Genomic DNA, 24,444 nt, shown 5'->3' with positions numbered 1-24,444 from the left:
AGGGCCGGTTCATTTCAGGCGTTCCATTACGTTTCTTGAGCCGCTTTTTTCATTCTTCCGTCTTCTTTTGAAACAACCATTTTTCTGGCCCGATCCATGATATCGATCAGAGCCTTGTAATCCTCTTCTGTCATCTCTAGCTGGTTCCTCAATGTTTGATTTTCACTCCGTAAATCCTCAAGCTCTTTTTGCAGCGATTGAATTTGCTCCTTCAGTTTTTCCCTTTCAAGCTGAAAGTCTCGTGCAGACGGTGCTTCTTTGAATTGTTCGAGAAATTGAATGACATCCTGAATGGACAAATCTCGTTTTCCTTCTGACGCTGCCGTTGCAGCCTGTTTAACTGAATTCGGCATACTAACAGAATGTACGCCGATTTGTTTTCTCAGTTCTTTCCTCTGCTTTTTCGCAAGCTCTATGCCTGACTGGTATTGTTTTCTCACATACGAGTTCCACCTGAAACCACAGGCTGCAGCAGTTCTGGTCAGCGCCCTTCCAACCTCCTCAAAGGCGGAAAGCTGTGTTCCTCCCTCTCGAATATGACGAAGCACCACTTCTGCCAGCAGCAAATCCTCATCCTGAGTCCAAGCATCTTGTCTTGTAATGGTCAAATTCAATCTCCCTCCATGTCAGCTTATTTATCTCATACATATGCCGGTAATAGATTAGATAGACTATTTGCACTCACAAATTTTCCGCAAGCTGACATGAAGAGAAAAAGAAAAAGCGCAGGGCTTTCAGCCTGCGCTTTTCTTATTAGTTACTTTTTACATTTATGTCTTTGCCGTTGTATGATCCGCATGCTTTGCATACACGGTGAGACAATTTCATCTCTCCGCATGACGGACATTCTGTCATACCAGGTACATTAAGTTTGAAATGTGTACGGCGCAATCTTTTCTTCATTTTAGAAGTTCTTCTAAAAGGTACAGCCATTATTCCCACCTCCTTAAAGAGTTAAGATTCATCATCTTGTTTTAAGAGCTTTTCAAGGGCTGCGAGTCTCGGATCAACTTGCTTCTTCTTGTCTTCCTCCGAAATGACTTGCCAGTCCTTTCCTTCTTGAGGAGCAGCTCCTTTTTCTTGTTCAGATTCACAAAAGATTTGCATAGGGATTTCTAAAAGAATTTCTTCTTTCACGATCGGAGTTAAGTCGATAGTATCGTCCTCAACAATGTGAACGTCATCATCTTCTATATCATCCGTCTGATGAAATATAAACAGTTCTTTTGTTGAAATTTCAAATGGATACGGAACATCAACGAGTGTTCTTGAGCATGGCAAAATCATTTCGCCTGAAATTGTAAAATCAAACGAAACCTGTTTGGGTTTGATATCCGCTCTGCCCTTCACCCGGACGGGAGAAATGCGGCGAATGTCAGAATTCAGCTTTGTCAGCTCATTTAACTCAACTGTTTCATCAAACTCAAAACTTTGTTTTGGCATTTGATGCAGCTGATAAATCGTCCATTTCATTTGTATCACCTCATGAAAGCAACAAACATGATTATAGCTTTTAAGATTGTTTTTGTCAATATTTTTTCTTTACAGCATAATGCTGCCATTCAAGTATTATTGACAGTTGAATATGCTATGCATACACTTAAACAAAAAAAGACGTAAGAGTTTCCATTTGCAAATGTACCATACGTTTTTAAACATAGCAAGAAAGGCGGAAAAAATATGAAAGCTGTCGGATTGGTGGTTGAATATAATCCCTTTCATAACGGTCACCTTTATCATGCCCAAACAGCAAAGCGGCAAACCGGATGCGACACGGCTGTCGCGGTAATGAGCGGACATTTTTTACAGCGCGGAGAACCAGCTGTAGTATCAAAATGGGCCCGAACAAAAATGGCGCTGCAAAGCGGAGTCGATCTTGTCATTGAGCTGCCATATCTTTATGCAGTGCAAAAAGCGGAGATTTTTGCACGCGGCAGTGTTTCCATCCTGAACAAACTTGGATGCGAGGCGCTGTTTTTCGGTAGTGAAAATGGTGATATTGAGCCTTTCTTAGAAACAGCAAAGCTTATTGATAAGCATAAACTTACATTTGATCAGCGTATTAAAGAAGAACTTAAAAAGGGTGCCAATTATCCAGCCGCGGCAGCTATCGCATTCAGCTCCATTTTACATACCGCAAATACACTTGATTTGTCAAAACCAAATAACATTCTAGGATACCATTATGTGACTTCTATTCTTTCCGGGGGATATTCGATGAAACCTTGTACTACAGCACGCATCTCCTCGGACTATCATGATGCCGACCTTCCTGAAGGCGAAAACCATATCGCAAGTGCTACAAGCATCAGAAAAGCGATGATTGAACAGAATCTTAATGCCTGCCTTCGTTTTCTGCCTGTTGCATCCGCACGTGAATTAGCACATTACCGAAAGTCTTTCGGACTGTGGCATACACCTGAAAGCTATTTTTCTTACCTGAAATACAGCCTTTCAACTCTAACAGCACAGGAATTACAGGAAGTATACGAGGTGGAGGAAGGCTTAGAGCACAGAATTCTACGTTCGATCAGAAAAGCCAGCACTTATCAGGAATTTATGGAGCTGCTGAAAACAAAACGTTATACGTGGACAAGACTCCAGCGGATGAACACGCACATTTTAACCAGAACGAAAAAACAAGATATGCACAAGCTGCTTAAAGACGAAGAAGTGCCTTATATCAGGCTTCTCGGCATGACAAAAAAAGGACAGGCTTATTTATCGGGAAAGAAAAAAGCACTGTCTGTTACGCTTGTCAGCAAACTGTCCTCATTCTCCCATCCAGCTCTCAACCTGGACATAAAAGCAAGCAGAATCTACAGCCTGCCAATAGAAGAACCGCTGAGAACTGAGTTTGACCTGCAAGAATACGGACATGCGCCGATTCGATATGATGAGGATGAACGACGTTTTTTAAACATATAAAAAAGCACCTGAGGATCAGGTGCTTTTCGCTTTCAGCTTATTCAAATAATTAATCGCATCCTGCATCGTATCAACAGGCACAATTTTCATGTCTGAATCAATATCTTTTGCTGTTTTCACCGCATTTTTATAATCAGAATTACTGGCGCCGTTTTGATTTGGCGCGAAGAAAATGTCTTTTCCGGCTTTGTCTGCGGCGACGACTTTTTGATCAATGCCGCCGATCGGGCCTACTGTTCCGTCAACATCAATCGTACCGGTTCCCGCAATATCGTAGCCTTTTGTTTCATCTATTTTTGTCAGCTGATTATAGATTTCAAGTGACATCATTAACCCCGCTGACGGACCGCCAATATTTTCGATTTCAAAATCAATATCAGGTTCTACTTTGACGTTTCTGTCCGTATAGAGCGAAACTCCAATTCCTGCCCGATCCGGCTCATCAGGAAATTGTTTTAACGTAAGGGTGACACGTTTTACTTTTTCTTCTCTTTCGATTTTTAATGCGACTTTATCTCCCGCTTTTTTACTGCTGATATAATCAATCAGTTTTTCGGCAGACTGATAGTTTTTGCCGTCTGCACTGATGATTTTATCACCTACTTCTATTTTCCCTTTTGCAGGCATGTTTTCTACAACCGAGCTTGCGTATATGCCGTTAAAGCTATAGCTGACTTTTTTTCCTGCCTGTTCATAGGCCGCTATAACCGCGTTTTCTTGCGAACTTCGCATCATTTGGAGCTGCCTTTTCATATACTCCTTATCTGATTCACCTTCTTCCTTGATGCTCTCATCAGGAACAATTTCATAATAAGGGTGCATCTTTGCCCACACATATGTGAACGGATTAGCCGGTCCCACTTTGACGGTCATTAAGGACAGACTCCCTGTTTCCGGGTAGCCTCCCTCTACTTTTATCAGTGAAGCAAGTTCAGTCGCTTCTCCCGGTTTTGTAATATAGTATGGAAGTTTTATAAATGATAAAACGGCAATCAGAATGAGGATGACAAGCATCCAGGTGAAATGTTTATTACGTAGCAAATTATGAGCCCTCCCAATTCTCTATTTCTTTTCTTATCTTGCTGATCATTCGATTTGTCGCCTCCTCGCCTGCCGATATCATTGCATCAATATTAGCAAGCGAGCTTGAGCTGTATGTTTCAAGAGAAGGGCGAATCATGATATCTGCGGCGATCGTTTGATGTCGCACCAATTCATTTTGAAGTATATCCATACTTTGCATAATCACATCAAAAATATGCGCCGCTGTTTCGGTTTTTCGAACCCTGGAGACATCCGAGGCGATGATGATATCAGCCCCCATGTCTTTTACAACTGAAACCGGAATTCGGTCGACGACTGCCCCGTCTACAAGAAGCCGTCCGCCCAGCCTCTGCGGAATAAAAATACCCGGTATGCTGATGCTGGCCCGCACCGCATCTGACACTGATCCTTTGCGGAACACAATCTTTTCTCCCGTCTGTAAATCACAGGCTACAATGCCCAGCGGGATTTGGAGCTCTTCGATCGGTTTTCCGAATGTATAAGCATGCACAAGCTGCCTGACGCGGTCACCCTTTAAAAAACCAAGTCTGGGCACCGTATAATCAGCATAAAGCCGCCGCTTAAAGGCTTTGGCGACTTTTTTCATCGTTGCCACATCATGGCCGGCGGCATAGAAACTGCCCACCAAAGCGCCCATGCTGCTCCCCGCAATCATATCTACTTCAATTTGGTGCTTATGTAAACTGGAAAGCACACCGAGATGAGCGAGCCCTCTGGCCCCTCCCGATCCTAACGCTAACCCGATTTTAGGTTTGGCCAACGCGTTAACCTCCTGCCTGAATTCCCTGTATACTGAATTCTATGGTCTAAACTGAGCCCCTATGCTCGTATATTAGTACAAAGAATCAAGAGGACAGGTACTGCTTGGCCGTTTCGTGTCATACATTATTTTATCATGATATACATGTCATTGGGCATTTTTAGCATCGGGGAGGTAAGAATGAACTTGTCGAAGATTAACACACTTTTAATTGCTTCGTTTTTTCTATTTTTAACAGCAACTGTTATCTCACATCCGCAGGCCTCATTCGAAGCCTCTAAAACCGGGCTTTCTATGTGGTGGGAGGTTGTGTTTCCGTCATTGCTGCCATTTTTTATTCTGTCTGAACTTCTAATCGGTTTCGGCATTGTGCGGTTTGTCGGTGTGTTGCTTGAGCCTTTTATGCGGCCAATCTTTCGGGTGCCTGGTGTTGGCGGCTTCGTTCTTGCTATGGGAATGGCATCAGGAAATCCAGCGGGAGCAAAACTCACTGCCCGTCTGCGGCAGGAAAAGCAGATTTCAAGAGTAGAAGCAGAACGGCTTGCGTCATTTACCAATTCTTCAAACCCGCTCTTTATTTTCGGCGCTGTTGCCGTCGGTTTCTTCCAAAACGCGTCATTGGGCATTTTATTGGCTTCTGCACACTATTTGGGGAATCTGGCTGTCGGTTTAACGATGCGTTCTTATGGCCGCAAGGAAGAGCAGCTTCTCAGAGGGAAGAATACAATACCTTTTCCTTCGATTAAAGATGCTTTACACGCTCTGCATACCGCCAGACTCGCGGAAAAACGGCCTCTGGGCAAAATTTTAGGCGACGCCGTGACCTCTTCTGTTCAAACCCTTCTTATGGTGGGAGGCTTTATTATTTTATTTTCTGTCTTTAACCGGCTGTTGTCCGTGGTGCAGCTGACTGAAATTCTGTCTGTTATCACAAAAGGCGTGCTGACCTTGTTTCAGCTACCGGCACAATTGGACATTCCCCTTTTATCAGGGATGTTTGAAATCACATTAGGAAGCAAGCTTGTCAGTGAGACAGATGTTTCTCTTCTGCAAAAAGCCATTGTCGTCAGCTTTATTCTCGGGTTTAGCGGCTTTTCCGTTCAAGCTCAGGTGGCAGGCATTTTATCGGAAACGGATATCAGATTTAAACCATTCTTTATCGCACGATTGCTGCAGGGCGTTTATGCCGCCGTCTTCGTCATGCTTTTATGGAAACCGCTTTACACGGCATGGCATGATCCGTATCAGTATGTATTTAAATCTCTTAATACAAGCGAGATGCCTACTGCATTTATAAACGGCTGGAATCTGCTTGTGCAGATTGGGCCTGCTGTCACATTATGCGCGTTGTTTACGTACATTATCATTTTTTCTTACAGACTGACGAACGGAACAAAAAAAGGATGAGTCAAAAACCTCATCCTTGTCCGAATTTTTGCTGAAGCGCCAGCTCTACTTCAGGCGGCACAAACTCTGATACTGATCCATTGTATCTAGCCACTTCTTTTACGATGCTTGAACTTAAAAACGAATACTGATTGTTTGTCATCATAAAAAACGTCTCAATGGATTCATCAAGCACACGGTTTACGGATGTCCCCTGCATCTCGTATTCAAAATCAGATACCGCTCTCAATCCTCTTAAAATTGCTTTCGCCTTTTTTCTTTTTGCATAATCAATTAACAGTCCTTGCGACGTTTCAACTGTTATGTTCGGAATGTCTTTTGTTACTTCTCTCAGAAGCTCACACCGCTCTTCCACACTGAACAAAGGCTTTTTCGAAGAATTATTCAGCACACATACATATACTTGTTCAAAAATATGCGCCCCGCGTCTAATGATGTCCAGATGCCCGTAGGTCACCGGATCAAAACTGCCGGGACAGACAGCTATACTCGCCACATCACTACCCCCTCTTTTTATAGATCGCTACACCAGTAAGTCCATAGGTTTCTTTTCTTGTCATCACAAGATCTCCTACGGTTTCGGGAAGCTCGACCTCTCTGTCATGCTCAGCAACGATAAAGCCGTCCTCTTCCAGCATTTGATATTCATCAATCATAGTTAAAAGCGCTTTTAGCTTTTGTTCCTTATACGGCGGATCAAGAAAAATGCCGCGAAAGCCTGTTTCTCTCTTTGCAGCAGCGTGCAAAGCCCGTTCCGCATCATTCCGGTATACCTGGGCATTTTTTGTAAGCTCCAGCATGTTTAAATTTGATTTTACCGTTTGAATCGCTTTAAAATCACGGTCAACGAATATACAATGCTCAAACCCGCGTGAAAGCGCTTCGATTCCAAGTCCTCCGCTCCCTGCGAATAAGTCAAGTCCCCTGCCCCCGTCAAAATAAGGGCCGATCATATTGAATATGGATTCCTTCACTTTGTCGGTTGTCGGTCTTGTTGATGTTCCCGGCACAGCCTTTAGTGAACGGCCTTTTTTTGATCCAGAAATTACTCTCATGTTCCACACCACTTTTTCTAAAAGCTATTTTGTTTCTTTGTTCGGCCGGACGCCGCTATGTACATAGAAAAAAATCAATCCTATCTTAACATAAAGCATTCTTTCAAACAATGAACGCTAATCTTGATAAACAGGTGTATAGGCAGACTGATCCTTGTCCATACTATAAGCAACAGCATCTAGAGGATGTTGTTGCCAACCGCGGAGAAGACTTACGTTTCCCCATAAGTTCTTCCTCCGGTTTCTCCTCTCCCTTTGCCTTCTCCTTAACATGTTAAGGAATAGAAGGACCCCGCAGAAGTCTGCGGGGATTTTTTTATATAGCTATATGCCGATTTTATAATCGTATTCTTTTGCTTTATCAAGCTTTGACTCGAATTCCAATTTTAAAAACGGTTTATAAGAAGGCTCTACTTTTTTCACAAAAGAGTAAGACGCAATCTTGTCCATTGTTTTTTCAATTTGGTCCATATCGCAATACAGCACGACATATTTTAATCGTTTTGATACATAGTGCACATTTCCGAACTTCCTCAGCATTTTGCTTTGCTTTAGGGATTGCAAATACACAATCATGCCCTGGCGCCTATTCTCCAATACAATCACCTGCCTGATTTTTCTTATATGTAAAAGACGAGACGGCCAGTCTCGTCAGGACACTTTGCATCCGCAGCTTCCGCCTGAACCGCAGCCGCCTCCGCATGAAGACAAACCGTCAAAATAAGGGTTCCCAGTCGGAACTTTAACATGCTCCGAAACAGCAGTCCCAATCTCGACGCTAACCTCATCAAGAATAGACTGGAGCTCATTTTCAGCTCTCTTGAAGTCAGCCACCTTATCATTCAGGTCCAGATCCCGCTTGATCTCCCTCATTTTCCGGGTTATTTCTCTATAGTCAGGATGATATTTGCCAAAACGCTGTACATCCTCATACTGCTCTTTTATTTTGATAAAAGAACGAATAATCCGTCCTGCCTCTTCATCTTCTTGGAGACGCTTATAACAATTGCGGTAGTTCTCAGCCGTCTCCGACTGCAGAATCATCTCGGCAAGCTGCTGAGCTTCACTTTGAAGCCGCACGGATTCCATCGTCGCATACATAGCACGCACCTCCAGTTGTTAGTTTACCACGAAACCAGCCAATTGGAAAATGCTTAACCGCAACCCGAAAACAATCCCCTTCATTTACAGCATGAAAAAAGACCCTTTTTCGGGCCTTTTAATCTTTTGTCCGCATCGCATGAAACATTTGCATCATCATTTGCGCCATTTGAATCCCGTTCGTAAATTGGTTCACCCGGTGCGGTATGGTTTTTTCATAAAAGTTCATCATCTCAAGCTGAAAGGAGGATAGATCATCCGGTTTTCTCGAAAGCCTGCGGTACCATATCGGCTGTTCTCTGATGAATCGTTTCCGTTCTTCGTTTGCTGAAATAAATTCCTGTACCTCTTTGCGCATATGAGCTCCCCTTTTTTAATCCTTTCGAAAAGAAAAAGGATGCTGTCCAGAGCCTGGCTGAGATTGTTTCTGGTCGCTACTGGAAAATGTATGAAGAAGATTTTGCAACGATGAGATCGACTGACTCATTTTATCAATTTGTTCGTTCATTTGATTGACATCCATCTTTTTCACCGCAGTCACCATTTTAGAGACAAAATCATTTTTTTGCTCTGTTTCAGGCACAGCTTTCGCAGCTTCTACCGGTTCCCGATACGGATCCCAAATCGGGTCGCTCTCCCCGAAGAGGACCCAATTTTCATATACGTCCTGCCAGCTTCTTTGTTCTTTGCGTACTTCTTTTATCAGCTTGGGATGCTTTTTGACGAATTGTTTAAAGTCATTGATTGAATGATTGGCATGTTGATTCGCCACAATCCTCACCCCCTCCGAAAATCGATACCTACTACAATGTATCGTTTTGTCAGGCATTGTGTTCGCCTATATTCGTTCTCGAATGAATTTTTAGAGCTTTGCCCCATACACTCGCGAAAAAGACTTTATTGAATAGAGACTCTGTTTCCTCATTACATTGATCCCGCTAAAAACAACGACACATGCATAGTTAAGTTTTTTGTGAAAATTAGAAAAGCCGTGGGACCATTCGTCCCGCGGCTTTTCATTACTATCGCTTAATAAAATTTTGAGTGTAATATTTTCGGTCTACTCCGACACCGAGATGCGTATATTCTGAATTCAGAAGCGCTTTTCGATGGCCCTCACTATTCAGCCAGCCTTCTACAGCAGCCGGGCCGTCCACATAATTATAAGCAATATTTTCTCCCGCTTGCTGAAAGTCAACATGACCTTCTTCTAAGCGGTCTTTCAGCGTTCCATATTTTTTAGATACATGGGAGAAATAATTATTTTCCTTCATATCATGGCTATGTCCAAAGGCCACTTCCGCCGTCGGCTGATCCCACTCAAGCTTTGCAAGCCCATGTTTGACGCGTATGACATTCGTCAAATCAAGTATTTGCTTTTCGCTCGTCGTTTGGATCTTTTTCCACTTATCATCTGAAACAGCTTCCGGTTTCATTAATTCACCGCGGTACACAACCTCATAAGGTCTTTGCTTTACAAAGGTTTGCGCATCAAACGCCCTGATGCTGGATAGCTTCCCCTCAAATTTGTCCATATACAGCTGGACATACATTTTACCTACCTTAACAGTCGGTCTGGTATTAATATCTTCTTCAGAAAACTCAAACCGATAGGAATTTCCTTTATACTCTACATTCACAAACGGTGCCACCTGGGTCGTCTTGAATACTTCTCCTGTTGTTTCACCAATTTCGAAAGGCTTCGCGTTAATATCATTCCCAGTAGCAAATAATGTGACCACTTTATTGTTTAATACCCCGATTTGGACATACTGGTCCTTGCCTTGATTGTATACCCACCAATCGTAATCATAAGCTGAAGGATCAATTCGTTCAGGTTCCCCGAGCTTTTTCAATACGTCATCAGCGGACTTGCCCATAAAGGATAATAATCCTGAAGTCGGCATATGTATTCGTTTGCCGCTTTGCGCTTCCTCGTTAGACACTCGGGGCTCGCTGTCATTTGATTTTTTTTCAGGAACAGATCCATATTGAATAAACAGAACATAAGTTCCGCAGATAATAATGAGGATCACCATCGCCCTCAAAATATTTTTCAATCTATCACCCCCGTGGCAAATCACAAAGTCTTGCCTTACATCTCATTACAATACAGCCTATTTAACATGTCAAAGATTTATGTGTTAATGAAAAAAACCTTCTTCTCTATTATCACCCTCGGAAATATCCGATAAGGCGCTGCCAGCCCGATCATTCGTTTGCTCAGATAAAGAAAGATCACCAAGCGTGACAATTCCAGTCAGCTTTTTGTTTTTAGTAACAGGTATCCTTCTGAGCTGATGGGATGCCATCAAATGAAGAACCTCATCGACTGAAGCATCTTCCTCTACGCTGACAGGTTTTTCGGTCATCGCGTCAGTGATTTTTTGCGAGTTTGGTTTTTTTATGGCGATTCCTCTTAACACGAGATCACGGTCGGTCACGATGCCGACAAGTGTTTCTCCATCCTCACCAACTACCGGAATCGCCCCTATATTCGCGTCTTTCATCTTTACCGCAGCTTCATATACATTATCTAATACCGTGCAATATTGCAAGTCGGCTGTCATCAGATCTTTTATTTTTGTCATCCGTATAACCTCCTTTAGTCTAGTGCTATTGTCGTCAAAATTTAATTTTTGCATACTTTCAAAAGAAGAAGATTCATTGAAAGTTTAACGCTTTCATACTATGATTGTCAGGAAAGGTCATTTTTATAAGGAGGGGTCAGTGTTGAAGTTTACTGAAAGCGGACTTGAAGGGGTAAAGGCTGAGCTCAGCTGGCTAGACGACTTGATGGAAAGCAAAGGCCTCGTCAGAGCGGGTCAATGGGATTACGAAAGAGTCACCTATGACAAGAAATTTTCGACGATTGAGGGTACGTTTTATCTGCGGATACAGGGCATTGCGGCAGAGGGCGATGTTGGAAGCGGCCGCGCCGTGATTCAATTAATGTCCCCTCTCTTAGGCAAGCATTACTACCCGCACGGAGTAGAATATGGAGAAACAGAAGAGTTTCCCGTACAGGTTGTGACAAAAAGCAAGTCACTGATCCAGGACATATCCGACATGTTAAAAACAGTTCAAATGTAATGAAAAGGTACAGCATTTTACGCTGTACCTTTTATGATATCGTTTGCTGAATATACGGCGGCTCCTCCTGCCCGTCCTTTTCCCTTTCTTTCTTCACCCATTGAAAAAAAACAATCGCCAAAAAAGTGCCGTACACAATTTCCTGAATGATTTTCATCATAACTGCTCCGAGCTGCTGATCCTCTAACAAAGGCAGTGTATTAAACATCTCCGGTCCTGTTAATGGGACCTGCCCCATCATATCGGCAGGTACACAAAGCTTCATTGCCTCAGCCCACGCAGACGGATCAGTATAGGTGGCATATAACGGCGCGCCGCTGAACATGATCAGGGCGCAAGCAGGCGTGAGCAGCATACCGTCCGCCATAATATATCCCAGCTTCATCAAGCCGCTGAGCTGGCGAAGACGCTCGACCTTATGTACAAGCAGCCACCACATCAAAAACGCAAGCACAAAGATAAGCCAAGTCATTAATGTATGGTATAACGAATCTGTTTTGACAGTATCAAATATAAGCGGAACGTGATATAAAGAAAAAATGCCGTTAAACAAAAGCAAAGCAATTAAAGGCTTCGTGAAAAATGAAAAAACCGGTTTAATGGCAGGCCTGAAAATGACTTTCTCCCAGAGCCATGCAGGAATTCCCGCGATCAATAACGGCGGGACGACCAAATACAGGACAGCCATCTGCACCATATGCGCACTGAACATAATATGTCCGAGCAGGTCAACCGGACTTCCCTCGGCTGCATATAAAAACAGCATGGCCGATAGAAAGCACATCATCTCTTTACCTGTTATCCGTTCAGGCTTTGAAGACATTCGCCAGTAAAAATAGAGATAAATTACCGTAATACCCAACAGGATACAAAAAAGATAAGGGCTCCACATCGCGCGAAACCCAAACACGTCTAACTGATTCATTCCTTCACCTCCGGCGGCTGTTCACATTACCACCATATAATTGTGACAAACGCAAGCACAGTGATGAACGCGACAAACATGCCTGAATACAAAAACAGTGCCGGCGCTTCATGCCCTTTTTGATTCATATGCATGAAATAATAAAGCTGGAAGATAACTTGAATCGCAGCAAGCAAAATAATGAAAGGAATCGTAAACCAGCTGCCGACACCGTCCGTTGCCACTGTCAGAAATGCAACAATCGTAAGACCAATCATTAAACCAAAAGACAGAACCTGATATTTCATCTCCTGAGCGTGCTTCTTTTTCTTAAATTCAAGGTCGCTGTTGATATGCTCTCTGCTTTTTTTACCGACCATGTTTATCCCACCATCCCCATTAAATATACAACGGTAAAGATGAAGACCCACACGACATCAATAAAGTGCCAATAAAGACTGGCAACATAAAACTTAGGCGCCGTATAAAGGTTCAGCCCCCTCTTGGCATTACGGATCATCAGCGTGCTGATCCACATAAGCCCAAATGCCACGTGGGCGCCGTGTGTACCGACAAGCGTGTAAAACGCGGAACCGAGCGCAGAGCTGGTGATCGTAAAGCCAAACTCATGTGTGTAATGCGTAAATTCATAGATTTCCAGTCCTAAAAAGCCAGCCCCCAATAAAATCGTAATTCCCAGCCAAAGCTGCATTTTGCCGAAAGAAAAGTTCTTCATGTGGTACATCGCGTACACACTTGTTAAACTGCTCGTTAATAGCAGCATTGTGGCTATAAACACAAGTGTTACATCGAACATTTCCGTCGTAGGCGGATCACCGGCATTTGAATTCCGAAGCGCAAGAAACGTTGCGAAGAGAGACGCAAACAATACTGTCTCTCCCCCAAGAAAAAGCCAAAAGCCTAAAAATTTATTTTTCCCTTCCAGTGTTACTTTTTCGGGAGAAGCTGGAAAGGTTTCTGCGGTGAATTTTTCTTCAATTTGCATTATGCCTTCACCCCTTTATCATCGTTCGGCAGTTCCTCTTTATGAATATGATAGCCGTGATCATCAATTACTGAACGAAGCAGCATCGTAATAAATGTGATGCCGAGTCCGATAAAGATCACCGGCAGCCCCCAAGCGTGATCGGTTCTGTACAGCAGCCCGAACGCTGCGACAAAGAGGCCTAAAGAAATGATGAACGGCAGGATTGAGCCGTTTGGCATATGAATATCATCAACCGGTTCAGCCGGTGTCATTGAATTGTGTCCTGCCTGCTTCTCGATCCAAAACGGATCAAGCCCTCTGACAAAAGGAAGCTGTTTAAAGTTATACTCAGGCGGCGGTGAAGAAACGGTCCATTCAAGGGTACGTCCGTCCTGCCATGGATCAGCTCCGACAAATTCGCCTTTTACAGATGTCCAAATGACATTGACCAGCAGCAGAATAACAGCTGCCGCCATAAAAAACGCCCCGATTGTACTGATCAAGTTACCTGTTTCAAGACCCTGGCCTGGCAAAAACGTATAAACCCGGCGCGGCATTCCCATTAATCCGACAAAATGCTGGATGAAAAACGTGAGATGAAAGCCGATAAAAAACAATACAAATGAAATTTTCCCCATCGTCTCATGCAGAATTTTACCGAACATTTTCGGCCACCAGAAATGAACACCGGCTAAAAGGCCGAATACCACGCCGCCAATAATGACATAGTGAAAGTGCGCCACCACAAAATACGTATCATGGAACTGATAATCAGCAGCTGCCGCTGCCAGCATGACACCCGTCACACCGCCGAGCACGAAGGATGGAATAAATGAGACGGCGTATAGCATTGCTGTCGTATACTTTACATTCCCTCCCCAGATCGTCAAAAGCCAGTTAAAAATCTTAATCCCGGTCGGTATCGCGATAGCCATTGTGGCAACCGCAAAAATCGCATTTGCAATCGGGCCGAGACCTGTCGTAAACATATGGTGCACCCAAACCATAAAGCCCAGAAAACCAATGAGCACGATGGCAAAAACCATTGATGAATACCCAAACAAACGCTTTCTGGCAAACACAGGGATGACCTCTGAAAAAATACCAAATGCAGGCAAAATTAAGATATAAACCTCCGGATGGCCAAAGATCCAAAATAAATGTTCCCAAATGACCGTATTTCCGCCAAGCTCCGGATTAAAGAAATTGGTGCCGAACAGCCGGTCGAGCATCATCAGAGCCAATCCGGCCGTAAGCGGCGGAAATGCAAACAAAATTAATGCCGAGGCTACAAATGTCGTCCATGTGAACAAAGGCAGCCTCATGTATGTCATGCCGGGAGCCCTCATGTTGATAATCGTGGCCAAAAAGTTAATCCCGGCTATCAGCGTCCCGAGCCCCGATATTTGCAGTCCGAGGACGAAAAAGTCTATGCCGTGCCCTTCAGAATGTAGCGAAAGTGAGGCGTATGACGTCCAGCCCGCGTCTGGCGCCCCGCCTAAAAACCAGCTTAGATTTAAGAAAATGCCCCCGAAAAAGAAGAGCCAAAAACCGAGCGAGTTTAAAAATGGAAACGAAACGTCGCGAGCCCCAATCTGCAAGGGAACGACCGCATTCATCAAGGCAAATAAAAGCGGCATAGCAGCCAGAAAGATCATTGTCGTCCCGTGCATAGTCATTACTTCATTATACGCTTGGGCACTGAGAAAAGCGTTTTCCGGCTTTGCAAGCTGAATTCTGATAAACATCGCTTCAATTCCACCGACAAGAAAGAAGAACCCCCCGGCGATTAAGTAAAGAATTGCGATTTTTTTATGGTCCACCGTCGTCAAATAATCCCAAAGTATAGATCCGCGCGTCCGTTTTTCTGTAAGCGCATTCAACATATGTGACCTCCCCCAATATCTCCCTTTCTTCCCTACTTGCTTTCCGTTTTTAAGCCTTTTAAGTATTCATAAAGCGCATCTGTTTCACTGTCTGAGAGCTTCGGATAGGTTCCTGTCATTTTGTTACCCGGTTTTATGCTCTCAGGATCCTTCAGCCAAGCCTTCACATTTTCTTCGTTGGCGTCTTTCACCCCTGCCACTTTTGCCCTTTCACCGAAGGTCGCCAAATTAGGGGCCGTTCTCGCTGCTTCTGCACGCTTATCATTCGGCTCTACTGCATGGCAGCTCAGACAGTTCTTCTCTTTAAACAGTTCTTCGCCCTGCTTAGCCAAATCGCTCTCTGTTGTAGACTTATAGTTTTTCATTTCTTTTGTCCAGCTCTGGAATTCTTTTGCAGACATCGTCTTTACCTTAAAATCCATCAGCGCGTGTGAAGGGCCGCAAAGCTCTGCACACTTTCCAAAAAACATATCTCCTGCCTCTTTGCTTCGTTTTGAATCAAATGTCAGGAAAAACTTATTTTCATTATCTGTATTCGTATCAAGTTTTCCTCCTACTGAAGGAATCCAGAAGGAATGTTTTACATCTGAAGCTTTTAAATTAAAATAGACACGCTGGTCTGTCGGCACAATCAGCTCCTGGCTTGTGATAATACCGTAATCAGGATATTCAAACTCCCACCAATATAAATTTGCCCGGACATTGACTACTAGCGCATCCTCAGCTTTGCGGCCTTTCTTATCCATTGGTGATGTATCCGCAAGCTCAAGCGTATATAATACGACAGGAATCACAAGAATGATGAGCAGTAAAATCGGGATCACGGTCCATGTGATTTCTAAAAATTTGTTCCCCTCTACCTGTTTCGGTATCGTGTTCTCACCGACCCGTGATCTTCTGAATCTCACAATTACATAAAAGAAGATAACAGATACTACTGCAACAACAACCACCATAATCAATGTGCTGAGCACTGTCAGGTCAAACTGTTTATCAGCCACCTCGCCAGCAGGCTTGAGCGTGGATAAAAAAGGTTTTCCACATCCGCTTAATAGAAGCGGTACTAAGGCTAATAATAAACTAAGACGCCAATGCTTTACCATTTCACCCAACCCCTTTTCTGGTCAATACAAAGGCGGAAAGCAGAGTCAAAACCCATTGCAATCCAGCCTATCACCAATAAAGCACTTACATTTCCTCTTCTCTTAAATTATGAGTTTTTTTACTCAAAATGCCATCTATGTATAAAAGTAAAGCCGCCTGATTAAACAAGAGGTCAAGGCGGCATTTACTAGTTGTCATCGTTTATTTTGAAGCAATAAAACAAGCAACGTATCTATTTTTTAGAAAAGAGTTAAGACAACCATGGCAACAAAATAGATTGTCATGTAGTTAAGCGAGTAAACAAACATCTGCGTTGCCCACTTCATGATGTTCTTAGAGCGAAAGCCCATTAAGCCGAGAATCAGCCAGCCGATATTTAACAGCAAGCCGAGGATGACAATCGGAAGGCCAAGGCTTCCAAGGAAAAACGGAAGCGGCATCAGGCACGCAACCCACACAATAATTTGTCTTTTTGTCACTTCAAATCCGTATACGACAGGAAGCATCGGAATATTTGCGGCTCTGTAATCCTCCGTTTTCTTAATAGCCAATGCCAAGAAATGAGGAATCTGCCAAATAAATAAAATCATGAATAATACCCATGCCACGACACCGATATGCCCTTCCACTGCCGTCCATCCAATAAGCGGCGGAACAGCACCGGAAACACTTCCTACTACTGTGTTAATCGTATAGCGGCGTTTCGTCCACATTGTGTACAATACAACATACGTAAAGACTCCGATAAAACCAATAACAGCAGCCATGACAGTTGTCATCAGCAGCATAATTAATCCTAAAGCAACCAGCAAAATTCCAGACCATAACGCCTGATTCGGCTGAATTTTACCTGTAACCGTCGGTCTTACTTTCGTGCGCTCCATAAGATGATCGATATCCCGGTCATACCAGTTATTGATCGCGCAGGAGCCTGCAATAATCAGAGATGACCCGATTAATGTAAGAAGAACGGTGTTTATATTGCCTAAAAAACTCAAACCGGAAATATGCAGTGCAAGCCACATTCCAGTAAAAGTCGTGATGAGATTGGAATTGACGATCCCTATTTTAATAAGGGACAGAAAATCTTTCCACACCGTTGTTTCTTCAATTTGTCCGTCTATAGCTGTATCATTTATGATTCTGGAGTTAGCCATAACGTAAACCTCCCTTACAAACCTAACGCAGGACAATATAAAACCTGCAACTCTATCATACAAGATAACATCTTGTAAAAAAACATCCTATTAAATATTAAACGACAAACAGGAATTTATTTGTGAACTTTTTATGAATTTTACCAAGGATGAAGGCAATCGCCGAAATCGGCAGTGCGTTTACCTTATTTCTATCAGACCCAGCATGAATAATCAAGTGTACATTTTCCGGAAGCCTTCATTCTATTATATTTTTGTGAACAAAAGGCTCTAAGAATTGCCACAAAACACATATTCGCTTACACTTGGAACGTATAAAAAATTGCAGCAGTATATTGAGAAGGTGAATATTGTATGAATAAAGCATTAAAAGCTCTCGGTGTTCTGACAACGTTTGTCATGCTTATTGTTTTAATCGGGGGAGCTCTCGTTACAAAAACAGGTTCCGGCCAAGGCTGCGGCAGACAGTGGCCGCTGTGTCACGGCCGTTTTTTCCCTGAAATGGATCCGGCTTCAATTATTGAATGGAGCCACCGATTCGCAAGCGGGATCTCTATTATCCTTGTGTTAAGCCTTGCGTTTTGGTCATGGAGAACAATCACGCCGATTTTCCGTGAAACAACGTTTCTCGCGATCATGTCTATTATCTTTTTATTTTTACAGGCATTGCTTGGCGCATTGGCTGTCGTATTCGGTTCAAATGCGCTGATTATGGCGCTTCACTTTGGCATTTCATTGATTTCTTTTGCTTCAGTGCTCATTTTGACATTGCTCATATTTGAAGCAGATAAATCAGTTAGAAAACTAATTATGCCGCTTCAAATCGGCAAAAAAATGCAATTTCACATGATAGGGATTTTAATATATTCCTATATCGTTGTGTATACAGGCGCATATGTAAGACATACTGAATCAAGTCTGGCATGTCCTGATGTTCCGTTATGCAGTCCGCTGAACAATGGACTGCCGACTCAATTCCATGAATGGGTGCAGATGGGCCACAGAGCAGCAGCCTTGCTGTTGTTTGTATGGATTATTGTAGCGGCTGTTCATGCTATCACTTCCTATAAAGATCAAAAGCAGATCTTTTGGGGATGGATCTCATGTCTAGTTTTTATTACATTACAGGCGCTGTCCGGTATTATGATTGTATACTCTGAAATGGCCCTGGGCTTTGCACTTGCCCACTCGTTCTTTATTGCCTGCCTGTTTGGCATTCTATGCTACTTCTTATTATTGATTGCACGCTTCCGTTATGAATCAAGACAATCATAATAACTCTAGACCAAAGCTTTCTGCGCTTTGGTCTTTTTTGTCTCCTGTTTTTTCCCGCTTCATACGTATCACAAAGACCTCCGCTGGACTTGATGATCATTGAGCGGCTCGCTGCGCTCCGTATTTTTTGTCATCGGATCCACATCACAGCCTGCAAAGCGTAAGCATTGCTTCATGATAAAAAATGTGCATAAAGAGCCATTTTGGCCATACTTCATATAAAAAACAGGATCGTGCCTTAAAGAAAAACATTTATGGCTCATATCTGAGAGTTTGGGAGCAGATAAGCCTGTTTTTGTTTTAAATATGTAATGGCTTGTGACAGTGCTGTATTGTCTTCTAGACTCATAATTTTCATTTCCTACGATTTTCCCCTAAAAAAACAAGAGTGTATATCAAACGATATACACTCCAGTTTATTATGTTTATTCAATTTCGAGAAGCAGATCTCCCGTTTGGATCGGCTCGCCATTTTTCACATGAACCTGCTTGATTGTTCCTGAGAAAGGTGCCTGAACCGTTGTTTCCATTTTCATCGCTTCATTGATCATCAAATGATCACCTTTATTGACTTTTGTACCTGCTTCAGTCAATACCTTAATAACCGTTCCAGGCATAGAGGCTGCGATGTGGCTTGGGTTTGTCCGGTCCGCTTTCAGTCTTTCCTGAACGGAAGACTTAATGCTTTCATCTTTGATGACAACTTCACGCGGCTGTCCGTTCAGTTCGAAATAAATGACGCGAGTGGCATCAGGCTGAGGCTCACCGATTGAAATCAACTTAACGATCAGCGTTTTTCCGCGCTCAATTTCCACTTCTATTTCTTCACCTAATGTCATGCCATAGAAAAATGTCGGCGTATCTAATACCGAAATGTCTCCATAGCTTTCAGCCGTTTTCACATAATCAGAGAAGACTTTAGGATAAAGGGCATACGCCACAGCATCTTGATCTGAAATCTCCAAGTTATGCTGCTCTTTAAATTCCTGTTTGATCGCTTCAAAGGATACCGGCTCAAGCAGTTCTCCCGGTCTGACCGTAATCGGCTCCTGTCCTTTTAAGATCAGCTTTTGTAGTTTTTCCGGGAATCCGCCATGAGGCTGGCCGATGTTTCCTTTGAAAAGCTCCACAACAGAATCAGGGAAATCTAATTGTTCGCCTTTTTCGTATACGTCCTTTTCAGTCAGATTGTTTTGCACCATGTAGAGCGCCATATCTCCGACTACTTTAGAGGAAGGTGTGACCTTCACGATGTCGCCGAACATATCGTTGACGCGTCTGTACATTTCTTTGACTTCATTCCAGCGGTCGCCTAGGCCTACTCCCTTCGCCTGCTGCTGCAAGTTGCTGTATTGGCCTCCAGGCATTTCATGCTCATAAATTTCAGTATGCGGAGACTTCATTCCGCTTTCAAATTCGCTATAATATTTACGAACTGACTCCCAATATTGGGACAGCATTTCAACGTTTTGGACATTCATTTCCGGACGGCGGGCGTGACCTTCCATCGCATGATAAAATCCGCTCGCGCTTGGCTGAGACGTTAATCCTGCCATTGAGCTGACCGCCACGTCTATGATATCAACGCCAGCTTCAACAGCTTTCGCATACATATAAATACCGTTTCCGCTCGTATCATGCGTATGGAGGTGAACCGGGATGTCGATCGTCTCTTTCAAAGCAGAAACGAGTTCATATGCAGCCTGCGGTTTTAACAGCCCTGCCATATCTTTAATTCCGAGAATATGGGCTCCGGCAGCCTCAAGCTCCTTCGCCATCGACGTATAATAAGCAAGATCATATTTCGTACGGTTCTTGTCAAGGATATCTCCCGTGTAACATATCGCTGCTTCTGCCACTTTGCCGGTATCCCGAACGGCATCAATGGCTAATGTCATCCCTTTTACCCAGTTTAAGCTGTCGAAAATACGGAACACATCAATACCGGATTGAGCAGATTGCTTCACAAATTCTTTAATCACATTATCCGGATAATTCGTGTAGCCGACCGCGTTTGATGAACGAAGCAGCATTTGGAATAAGGTATTCGGCACTTCTTTGCGAAGCTCCTCCAAACGTTTCCACGGATCTTCTTTCAGGAAGCGGTAGGCTACATCGAAGGTCGCGCCTCCCCACATTTCCATACTGAATAGCTCAGGCCATAACGCAGCCGTCGGATTCGCGATTTTTTTCAAATCATGCGATCTGAATCTCGTCGCCAATAAGGATTGGTGAGCATCTCTGAATGTCGTATCAGTTAAAAGGACAGATTTCTGTTCCTTAACCCAATTTGCAAGCCCTTCAGCACCTTTTTCATCAAGAATTTGCTTTGTTCCTCTGGCAGGCTGCTGATCGATGTCTACTTTTATGTTTATCGGTTTGTCAAACGCAGGTTTTTCTTTTTTCCCGATTCCAGGGAAGCCGTTCACTGTCACATTGCCTATGTAAGTGAGCATTTTTGTTCCGCGGTCTTTCTGTCTAGGGAAAATAAATAATTCAGGTGTTGTATCAATGAAAGACGTATCATATTGCCCTGTCAGGAACTTCTCATGCTTTGCAACGTTCTCAAGAAACGGAATGTTTGTTTTAATGCCTCTGATTCTAAACTCCTGAAGGTTTCGGACCATTTTGGCCGCCGCCTGTTCAAACGTTAAAGCCCAAGTTGAAAGCTTAACGAGAAGTGAATCATAATATGGCGTAATCACGGCGCCTTGGAAGCTGTTTCCGGTATCAAGACGGACTCCAAAACCGCCACCTGAGCGGTAAGCCATGATTTTTCCTGTATCAGGCATGAAATCATTTTGCGGATCCTCTGTCGTTACCCGTGACTGAATGGCATAGCCGATTGTAGAAATGTCCTTTTGCTCAGGAATATTTACTTTATTGCTGTGAAGGCCGTGCCCTTGGGCAACAAGGATCTGTGTTTGAACGATATCGACACCTGTAATCATTTCTGTAATTGTGTGTTCAACTTGTACGCGAGGGTTTACTTCAATAAAGTAAAATTCGTTGTTTGCAACAAGGAACTCTACCGTACCCGCGTTAATATAGTTTACATTTTTCGCAAGCGCAACTGCTGCTTCACAAATTTGGTTTCTTAATTCAGGTGATAGAGAGACACTCGGCGCCACTTCAATGACTTTTTGGTGGCGTCTTTGAACAGAACAGTCCCTCTCAAAAAGGTGAACAACATTGCCCTGCTTGTCACCAATCACCTGAACCTCAATATGTTTTGGATTTTCAATCAATTTTTCTACATACACTTCATCATTGCCAAAGGCTGCTTTTGCCTCTGATTTTGCACGCTCATATGCTTCTTTCACTTCACTTTCAGATCTGACAATCCGCATACCGCGTCCGCCGCCGCCCAGTGAAGCTTTAATGATAATCGGATAACCATTCGTTTGCCCAAATTGTTCGACTGCTTCAAGCGTTTCTGCAGGGCCGTCGCTTCCGGGAATCACAGGGATTCCAGCTTTTTCTGCCTGCTCACGCGCTTTTACCTTGTCACCAAACATATCTAGATGTTCGGATTTTGGACCAATGAATACGATGCCTTCTTCTTCACATCGCTTCGCAAAATGGATATTTTCAGACAAGAAACCGTATCCCGGATGAATCGCATCCACTTTGTTTCTTTTCGCAATATCAATGATTCCTTCAATATCCAAATAAGCATCAATCGGTTTCTTCCCTTCACCGACCAGGTATGCTTCATCCGCTTTGTACCGATGGTAGGAACCGGAATCTTCTTTTGAATAGACCGCAACTGTACGAATATTCAACTCGGTGCACGCCCGAAATATTCGGATTGCAATTTCTCCCCTGTTTGCTACTAATACTTTTTGTATTAATTGCTGTGACAAACTTTTCTCCCCCTTACCCGAATGGAATATAATCTATCATAGCGGAATCCCCTTCCCCTGTACACACTTGTTTTTTTACAGATAAGCAGTTTTTTTGGTCTGTTTCTTTTTCATTCCCTTCGGCGCCAAGGGCTCTCTCTTTTTTTTATTCTCTGAATATTTCACAAACATACTGATATTTGCTAATATCCCCATACTCGCCAGCAGCAGCACCAAAGAAGAGCCCCCGTAACTGATAAATGGCAGCGTAACCCCTGTAATCGGAATTAATCCGCTTACTCCGCCAAGGTTAATAAACGATTGTATGGCAATCATACTCGAAATGCCGATCGCTAGAAGACTCCCAAACGGATCCTCGCATTTTCTGGCTATATAAAACCCTTTTATGACGATAAAGCCCAAAAGAAAAATCACAAATAATACCCCAAAAATACCTAGTTCTTCAGCAATAACAGCCATAATAAAGTCAGTGTGTGATTCAGGCAGATATCCATATTTTTGAATACCTTCACCGAGCCCAAGACCGAAAATGCCGCCTGAGCCGATCGCATAGTAAGAATTGATCACTTGTAAACCTGATGAATTTGCATACTTAAATGGGTCTTCAAGACTCTCAAAACGTGCCAAACGACCTTCAGTTAAAATTTTGTCCTGATTTAAATAGATAATTGGGCTGATTAAAATTAAAACAATTCCGCCCAGCAAAACAAGCCTCATCAGTGTCTTTCCACTGAAACCGGAGCACAAAATCATGCACGTCGCAATCAGCCCTATAATCATGGCTGTACCGAAATCTGGCTGCATGGCAATTAAACTGCAAATTACAAGCGTCATGACTACCGGAGGAGCGACTCCCGTTAACAGATGGTCGATATAACTTTGTTTTTTGGCATATACGGCTGCAAGGTATAAAATCACTGCAAGTTTAACAAACTCCCCCGGCTGGATACTCATTCCGCCGATTTTAAACCAGCTTTGCGCGTTTCCGGCAACATGACCGAATACAAACAGCGAGATAAGCGCAAGAACAGAAACAAGCAGTATTGCCTTCTGAAACTTTTGATGAGCCAGTGCTTTGTAAGGAAACACAGCCATGAGAATAAAAAGAGCGCCACCTGCAATTAAAGCAAACAGCTGCCGCATGAAGAAAAAATTACTGCTTACGTTATATCGTGAAACAGCCGTAATCATGCTTGAACTGTATACCATCACTAAACCGAATCCGCATAGTAAAACAATTGCGAATATCAGTGAGTAATCATAAGATTTGAGCATTTTTTTTAACATAACATCCTCTTCCCTGCTTCTAGCTTCCAATATCTATGGTTTTATGTATTTATCTTTTTTATTTTACTACAATTTATCAAATGAGACGAAGAATCTCTATACGATTCGGAAGGAATGTGTAAAAAAAGACCGTCTTTAGTGAGAGAAAATTAGCGGTTATAAAAAAACCCAAACTGTTAATAAGTTTGAGTTTTATCATTTATTTACCTGTAAACGCGTCATGCAAAGCAGACAATTCGCGCTCCAATGTGTATAAAAGGTCTTTACCGTCTTTTTCATCAACCAATCCCAGGCGGACAGCAAAATCGATTTCCCTCGAAAGCCCGAACATTTGAGTATCTAAAACCTCTTCATATAGAGGACATTGAGGCATCGTTAAGTTATCCATTTGTACTCGGATCAGCTTCAAAATCTTCTCAGCGTCTACTTTTAAGAGTTCAAAAGCTTTTTGCCGATGGTCTACTATCATCTCTGAAGCCAAAAGTATCCCTCCGTTCCCCAGGCGAGTACCTAATTCTTCTATTTATCATAAAGGGTATCAGCAGAAAATGCAAGAGGATTTAAGCAG

At 43.1% G+C, this 24,444-nt stretch carries 26 protein-coding genes and 1 pseudogene; 5 read left to right on the top strand and 22 right to left on the bottom strand.

Going from position 1 to position 24,444, the window contains the following annotated elements:
* Positions 1-26: 26 nt before the first annotated feature.
* From gerR to Q3W56_RS00195, 3 genes are all read right to left on the bottom strand, one after another.
* Positions 27-608 (bottom strand): sporulation-specific transcriptional regulator GerR, encoded by a 582-nt coding sequence (gerR, locus tag Q3W56_RS00205; RefSeq protein ID WP_302894106.1) that lies wholly within the window; start codon positions 606-608, stop codon positions 27-29.
* 145 nt (positions 609-753) lie between these two features.
* Positions 754-933, bottom strand: a complete 180-nt coding sequence (gene rpmF / locus Q3W56_RS00200; RefSeq protein WP_003154457.1) for a 50S ribosomal protein L32 — start codon at positions 931-933, stop codon at positions 754-756.
* A gap of 21 nt (positions 934-954) precedes the next feature.
* A complete protein-coding gene (locus Q3W56_RS00195) occupies positions 955-1,473 on the bottom strand; it encodes a YceD family protein (protein ID WP_019714319.1) in 519 nt (172 codons plus the stop codon).
* A gap of 27 nt (positions 1,474-1,500) precedes the next feature.
* Here Q3W56_RS00195 and Q3W56_RS00190 point away from each other — a divergent pair.
* Positions 1,501-1,684 (top strand): annotated as a pseudogene (locus Q3W56_RS00190) (hypothetical protein).
* Positions 1,681-2,928, top strand: a complete 1,248-nt coding sequence (locus Q3W56_RS00185; protein WP_302894105.1) for a nucleotidyltransferase — start codon at positions 1,681-1,683, stop codon at positions 2,926-2,928. Before Q3W56_RS00190 ends, Q3W56_RS00185 begins: the two are co-directional and overlap by 4 nt.
* Before the next feature lie 15 nt (positions 2,929-2,943).
* Here Q3W56_RS00185 and ddcP read toward each other — a convergent pair whose 3' ends face one another.
* A complete protein-coding gene (gene ddcP / locus Q3W56_RS00180) occupies positions 2,944-3,969 on the bottom strand; it encodes a protease DdcP (protein ID WP_302894104.1) in 1,026 nt (341 codons plus the stop codon).
* Between the two features lies 1 nt (position 3,970).
* The gene (locus tag Q3W56_RS00175) at positions 3,971-4,753 is read right to left on the bottom strand and encodes a patatin family protein (RefSeq protein ID WP_302894103.1); all 783 of its coding nucleotides are present in this window, start codon (positions 4,751-4,753) and stop codon (positions 3,971-3,973) included.
* Between the two features lie 180 nt (positions 4,754-4,933).
* Here Q3W56_RS00175 and spoVV point away from each other — a divergent pair, with 180 nt between their 5' ends.
* Positions 4,934-6,160, top strand: a complete 1,227-nt coding sequence (gene spoVV / locus Q3W56_RS00170; RefSeq protein WP_268399473.1) for a dipicolinic acid transporter SpoVV — start codon at positions 4,934-4,936, stop codon at positions 6,158-6,160.
* Positions 6,161-6,170: 10 nt separating this feature from the next.
* Here spoVV and coaD read toward each other — a convergent pair whose 3' ends face one another.
* The 8 genes from coaD to Q3W56_RS00130 form a co-directional block, all read right to left on the bottom strand.
* Positions 6,171-6,656, bottom strand: a complete 486-nt coding sequence (coaD, locus tag Q3W56_RS00165; protein WP_019714314.1) for a pantetheine-phosphate adenylyltransferase — start codon at positions 6,654-6,656, stop codon at positions 6,171-6,173.
* A 4-nt stretch (positions 6,657-6,660) separates the two neighbouring features.
* Positions 6,661-7,215, bottom strand: a complete 555-nt coding sequence (rsmD, locus tag Q3W56_RS00160; protein ID WP_302894102.1) for a 16S rRNA (guanine(966)-N(2))-methyltransferase RsmD — start codon at positions 7,213-7,215, stop codon at positions 6,661-6,663.
* A 324-nt stretch (positions 7,216-7,539) separates the two neighbouring features.
* Complete coding sequence (locus tag Q3W56_RS00155) at positions 7,540-7,812, bottom strand: YlbG family protein (protein ID WP_019714312.1); 273 nt, start codon at positions 7,810-7,812, stop codon at positions 7,540-7,542.
* A gap of 54 nt (positions 7,813-7,866) precedes the next feature.
* Positions 7,867-8,316 carry a regulatory iron-sulfur-containing complex subunit RicF gene (ricF, locus tag Q3W56_RS00150; protein ID WP_019714311.1) on the bottom strand — a complete coding sequence of 150 codons (450 nt, stop codon included), beginning with the start codon at positions 8,314-8,316 and terminating at the stop codon, positions 7,867-7,869.
* A 118-nt stretch (positions 8,317-8,434) separates the two neighbouring features.
* Entirely contained in the window at positions 8,435-8,674 is a 240-nt protein-coding gene (locus Q3W56_RS00145) for a YlbE-like family protein (protein ID WP_268399477.1), read from the bottom strand.
* 15 nt (positions 8,675-8,689) lie between these two features.
* Entirely contained in the window at positions 8,690-9,088 is a 399-nt protein-coding gene (ylbD, locus tag Q3W56_RS00140) for a YlbD family protein (RefSeq protein ID WP_019714309.1), read from the bottom strand.
* 250 nt (positions 9,089-9,338) lie between these two features.
* On the bottom strand, positions 9,339-10,376 hold the full coding sequence (locus tag Q3W56_RS00135) for a CAP domain-containing protein (RefSeq protein ID WP_302894101.1): 1,038 nt from the start codon (positions 10,374-10,376) through the stop codon (positions 9,339-9,341).
* Positions 10,377-10,460: 84 nt separating this feature from the next.
* The gene (locus tag Q3W56_RS00130; RefSeq protein WP_302894100.1) at positions 10,461-10,907 is read right to left on the bottom strand and encodes a CBS domain-containing protein; all 447 of its coding nucleotides are present in this window, start codon (positions 10,905-10,907) and stop codon (positions 10,461-10,463) included.
* 139 nt (positions 10,908-11,046) lie between these two features.
* Between Q3W56_RS00130 and Q3W56_RS00125 the strand changes: the two genes are divergently transcribed.
* A complete protein-coding gene (locus Q3W56_RS00125) occupies positions 11,047-11,409 on the top strand; it encodes a YugN family protein (RefSeq protein WP_080010280.1) in 363 nt (120 codons plus the stop codon).
* Positions 11,410-11,440: 31 nt separating this feature from the next.
* Here the strand turns inward: Q3W56_RS00125 and ctaG are convergent, their stop codons facing one another.
* The 6 genes from ctaG to cyoE form a co-directional block, all read right to left on the bottom strand.
* Positions 11,441-12,334 (bottom strand): cytochrome c oxidase assembly factor CtaG, encoded by an 894-nt coding sequence (ctaG, locus tag Q3W56_RS00120; RefSeq protein ID WP_302894099.1) that lies wholly within the window; start codon positions 12,332-12,334, stop codon positions 11,441-11,443.
* 26 nt (positions 12,335-12,360) lie between these two features.
* Positions 12,361-12,693, bottom strand: a complete 333-nt coding sequence (gene ctaF, locus Q3W56_RS00115; RefSeq protein ID WP_302894098.1) for a cytochrome c oxidase subunit IVB — start codon at positions 12,691-12,693, stop codon at positions 12,361-12,363.
* A 2-nt stretch (positions 12,694-12,695) separates the two neighbouring features.
* Positions 12,696-13,319 carry a cytochrome c oxidase subunit III gene (gene ctaE / locus Q3W56_RS00110; protein ID WP_019714303.1) on the bottom strand — a complete coding sequence of 208 codons (624 nt, stop codon included), beginning with the start codon at positions 13,317-13,319 and terminating at the stop codon, positions 12,696-12,698.
* The gene (gene ctaD / locus Q3W56_RS00105; protein WP_302894097.1) at positions 13,319-15,187 is read right to left on the bottom strand and encodes a cytochrome c oxidase subunit I; all 1,869 of its coding nucleotides are present in this window, start codon (positions 15,185-15,187) and stop codon (positions 13,319-13,321) included. Before ctaD ends, ctaE begins: the two co-directional genes overlap by 1 nt.
* A 32-nt stretch (positions 15,188-15,219) precedes the next feature.
* Complete coding sequence (gene coxB / locus Q3W56_RS00100; RefSeq protein ID WP_302894096.1) at positions 15,220-16,290, bottom strand: cytochrome c oxidase subunit II; 1,071 nt, start codon at positions 16,288-16,290, stop codon at positions 15,220-15,222.
* 240 nt (positions 16,291-16,530) lie between these two features.
* On the bottom strand, positions 16,531-17,448 hold the full coding sequence (cyoE, locus tag Q3W56_RS00095) for a heme o synthase (protein WP_019714300.1): 918 nt from the start codon (positions 17,446-17,448) through the stop codon (positions 16,531-16,533).
* A gap of 354 nt (positions 17,449-17,802) precedes the next feature.
* On the opposite strand from cyoE, the gene ctaA reads away from it, so the two are divergent.
* Positions 17,803-18,723, top strand: a complete 921-nt coding sequence (ctaA, locus tag Q3W56_RS00090) for a heme A synthase CtaA (RefSeq protein ID WP_302894095.1) — start codon at positions 17,803-17,805, stop codon at positions 18,721-18,723.
* Positions 18,724-19,148: 425 nt separating this feature from the next.
* On the opposite strand, the gene pyc is transcribed toward ctaA, so the two are convergent.
* The 3 genes from pyc to Q3W56_RS00075 all read right to left on the bottom strand — a co-directional run bounded on the left by pyc (position 19,149) and on the right by Q3W56_RS00075 (position 24,357).
* A complete protein-coding gene (gene pyc / locus Q3W56_RS00085) occupies positions 19,149-22,589 on the bottom strand; it encodes a pyruvate carboxylase (protein WP_302894094.1) in 3,441 nt (1,146 codons plus the stop codon).
* 75 nt (positions 22,590-22,664) lie between these two features.
* Entirely contained in the window at positions 22,665-23,876 is a 1,212-nt protein-coding gene (gene ftsW, locus Q3W56_RS00080) for a cell division protein FtsW (protein ID WP_302894093.1), read from the bottom strand.
* Between the two features lie 199 nt (positions 23,877-24,075).
* Positions 24,076-24,357, bottom strand: coding sequence for an Fpa/YlaN family protein (locus Q3W56_RS00075; RefSeq protein ID WP_003221339.1), 282 nt, complete (start codon positions 24,355-24,357; stop codon positions 24,076-24,078).
* Between the last annotated feature and the right edge of the window lie 87 nt (positions 24,358-24,444).

Origin of the sequence: Bacillus sp. C28GYM-DRY-1 (genome assembly GCF_030519405.1) — a bacterium.
Classification (GTDB): Bacteria; Bacillota; Bacilli; order Bacillales; family Bacillaceae; genus Bacillus; species Bacillus spizizenii_A.
The sequence above is the reverse complement of the archived record's forward strand: the minus strand, read 5'-3'. Positions and strand labels throughout refer to the sequence as shown.

Coding starts and splice junctions, on each gene's coding strand:
- rpmF (WP_003154457.1), bottom strand. CDS start 933: ATGGCTGTACCTTTTAGAAGAACTTCTAAAATGAAGAAAAGATTGCGC.
- Q3W56_RS00195 (WP_019714319.1), bottom strand. CDS start 1,473: ATGAAATGGACGATTTATCAGCTGCATCAAATGCCAAAACAAAGTTTT.
- Q3W56_RS00185 (WP_302894105.1), top strand. CDS start 1,681: ATGAAAGCTGTCGGATTGGTGGTTGAATATAATCCCTTTCATAACGGT.
- spoVV (WP_268399473.1), top strand. CDS start 4,934: ATGAACTTGTCGAAGATTAACACACTTTTAATTGCTTCGTTTTTTCTA.
- rsmD (WP_302894102.1), bottom strand. CDS start 7,215: ATGAGAGTAATTTCTGGATCAAAAAAAGGCCGTTCACTAAAGGCTGTG.
- ricF (WP_019714311.1), bottom strand. CDS start 8,316: ATGTATGCGACGATGGAATCCGTGCGGCTTCAAAGTGAAGCTCAGCAG.
- Q3W56_RS00145 (WP_268399477.1), bottom strand. CDS start 8,674: ATGCGCAAAGAGGTACAGGAATTTATTTCAGCAAACGAAGAACGGAAA.
- Q3W56_RS00130 (WP_302894100.1), bottom strand. CDS start 10,907: ATGACAAAAATAAAAGATCTGATGACAGCCGACTTGCAATATTGCACG.
- ctaG (WP_302894099.1), bottom strand. CDS start 12,334: ATGAATCAGTTAGACGTGTTTGGGTTTCGCGCGATGTGGAGCCCTTAT.
- ctaF (WP_302894098.1), bottom strand. CDS start 12,693: ATGGTCGGTAAAAAAAGCAGAGAGCATATCAACAGCGACCTTGAATTT.
- ctaE (WP_019714303.1), bottom strand. CDS start 13,319: ATGCAAATTGAAGAAAAATTCACCGCAGAAACCTTTCCAGCTTCTCCC.
- ctaD (WP_302894097.1), bottom strand. CDS start 15,187: ATGTTGAATGCGCTTACAGAAAAACGGACGCGCGGATCTATACTTTGG.
- coxB (WP_302894096.1), bottom strand. CDS start 16,290: ATGGTAAAGCATTGGCGTCTTAGTTTATTATTAGCCTTAGTACCGCTT.
- cyoE (WP_019714300.1), bottom strand. CDS start 17,448: ATGGCTAACTCCAGAATCATAAATGATACAGCTATAGACGGACAAATT.
- ctaA (WP_302894095.1), top strand. CDS start 17,803: ATGAATAAAGCATTAAAAGCTCTCGGTGTTCTGACAACGTTTGTCATG.
- ftsW (WP_302894093.1), bottom strand. CDS start 23,876: ATGTTAAAAAAAATGCTCAAATCTTATGATTACTCACTGATATTCGCA.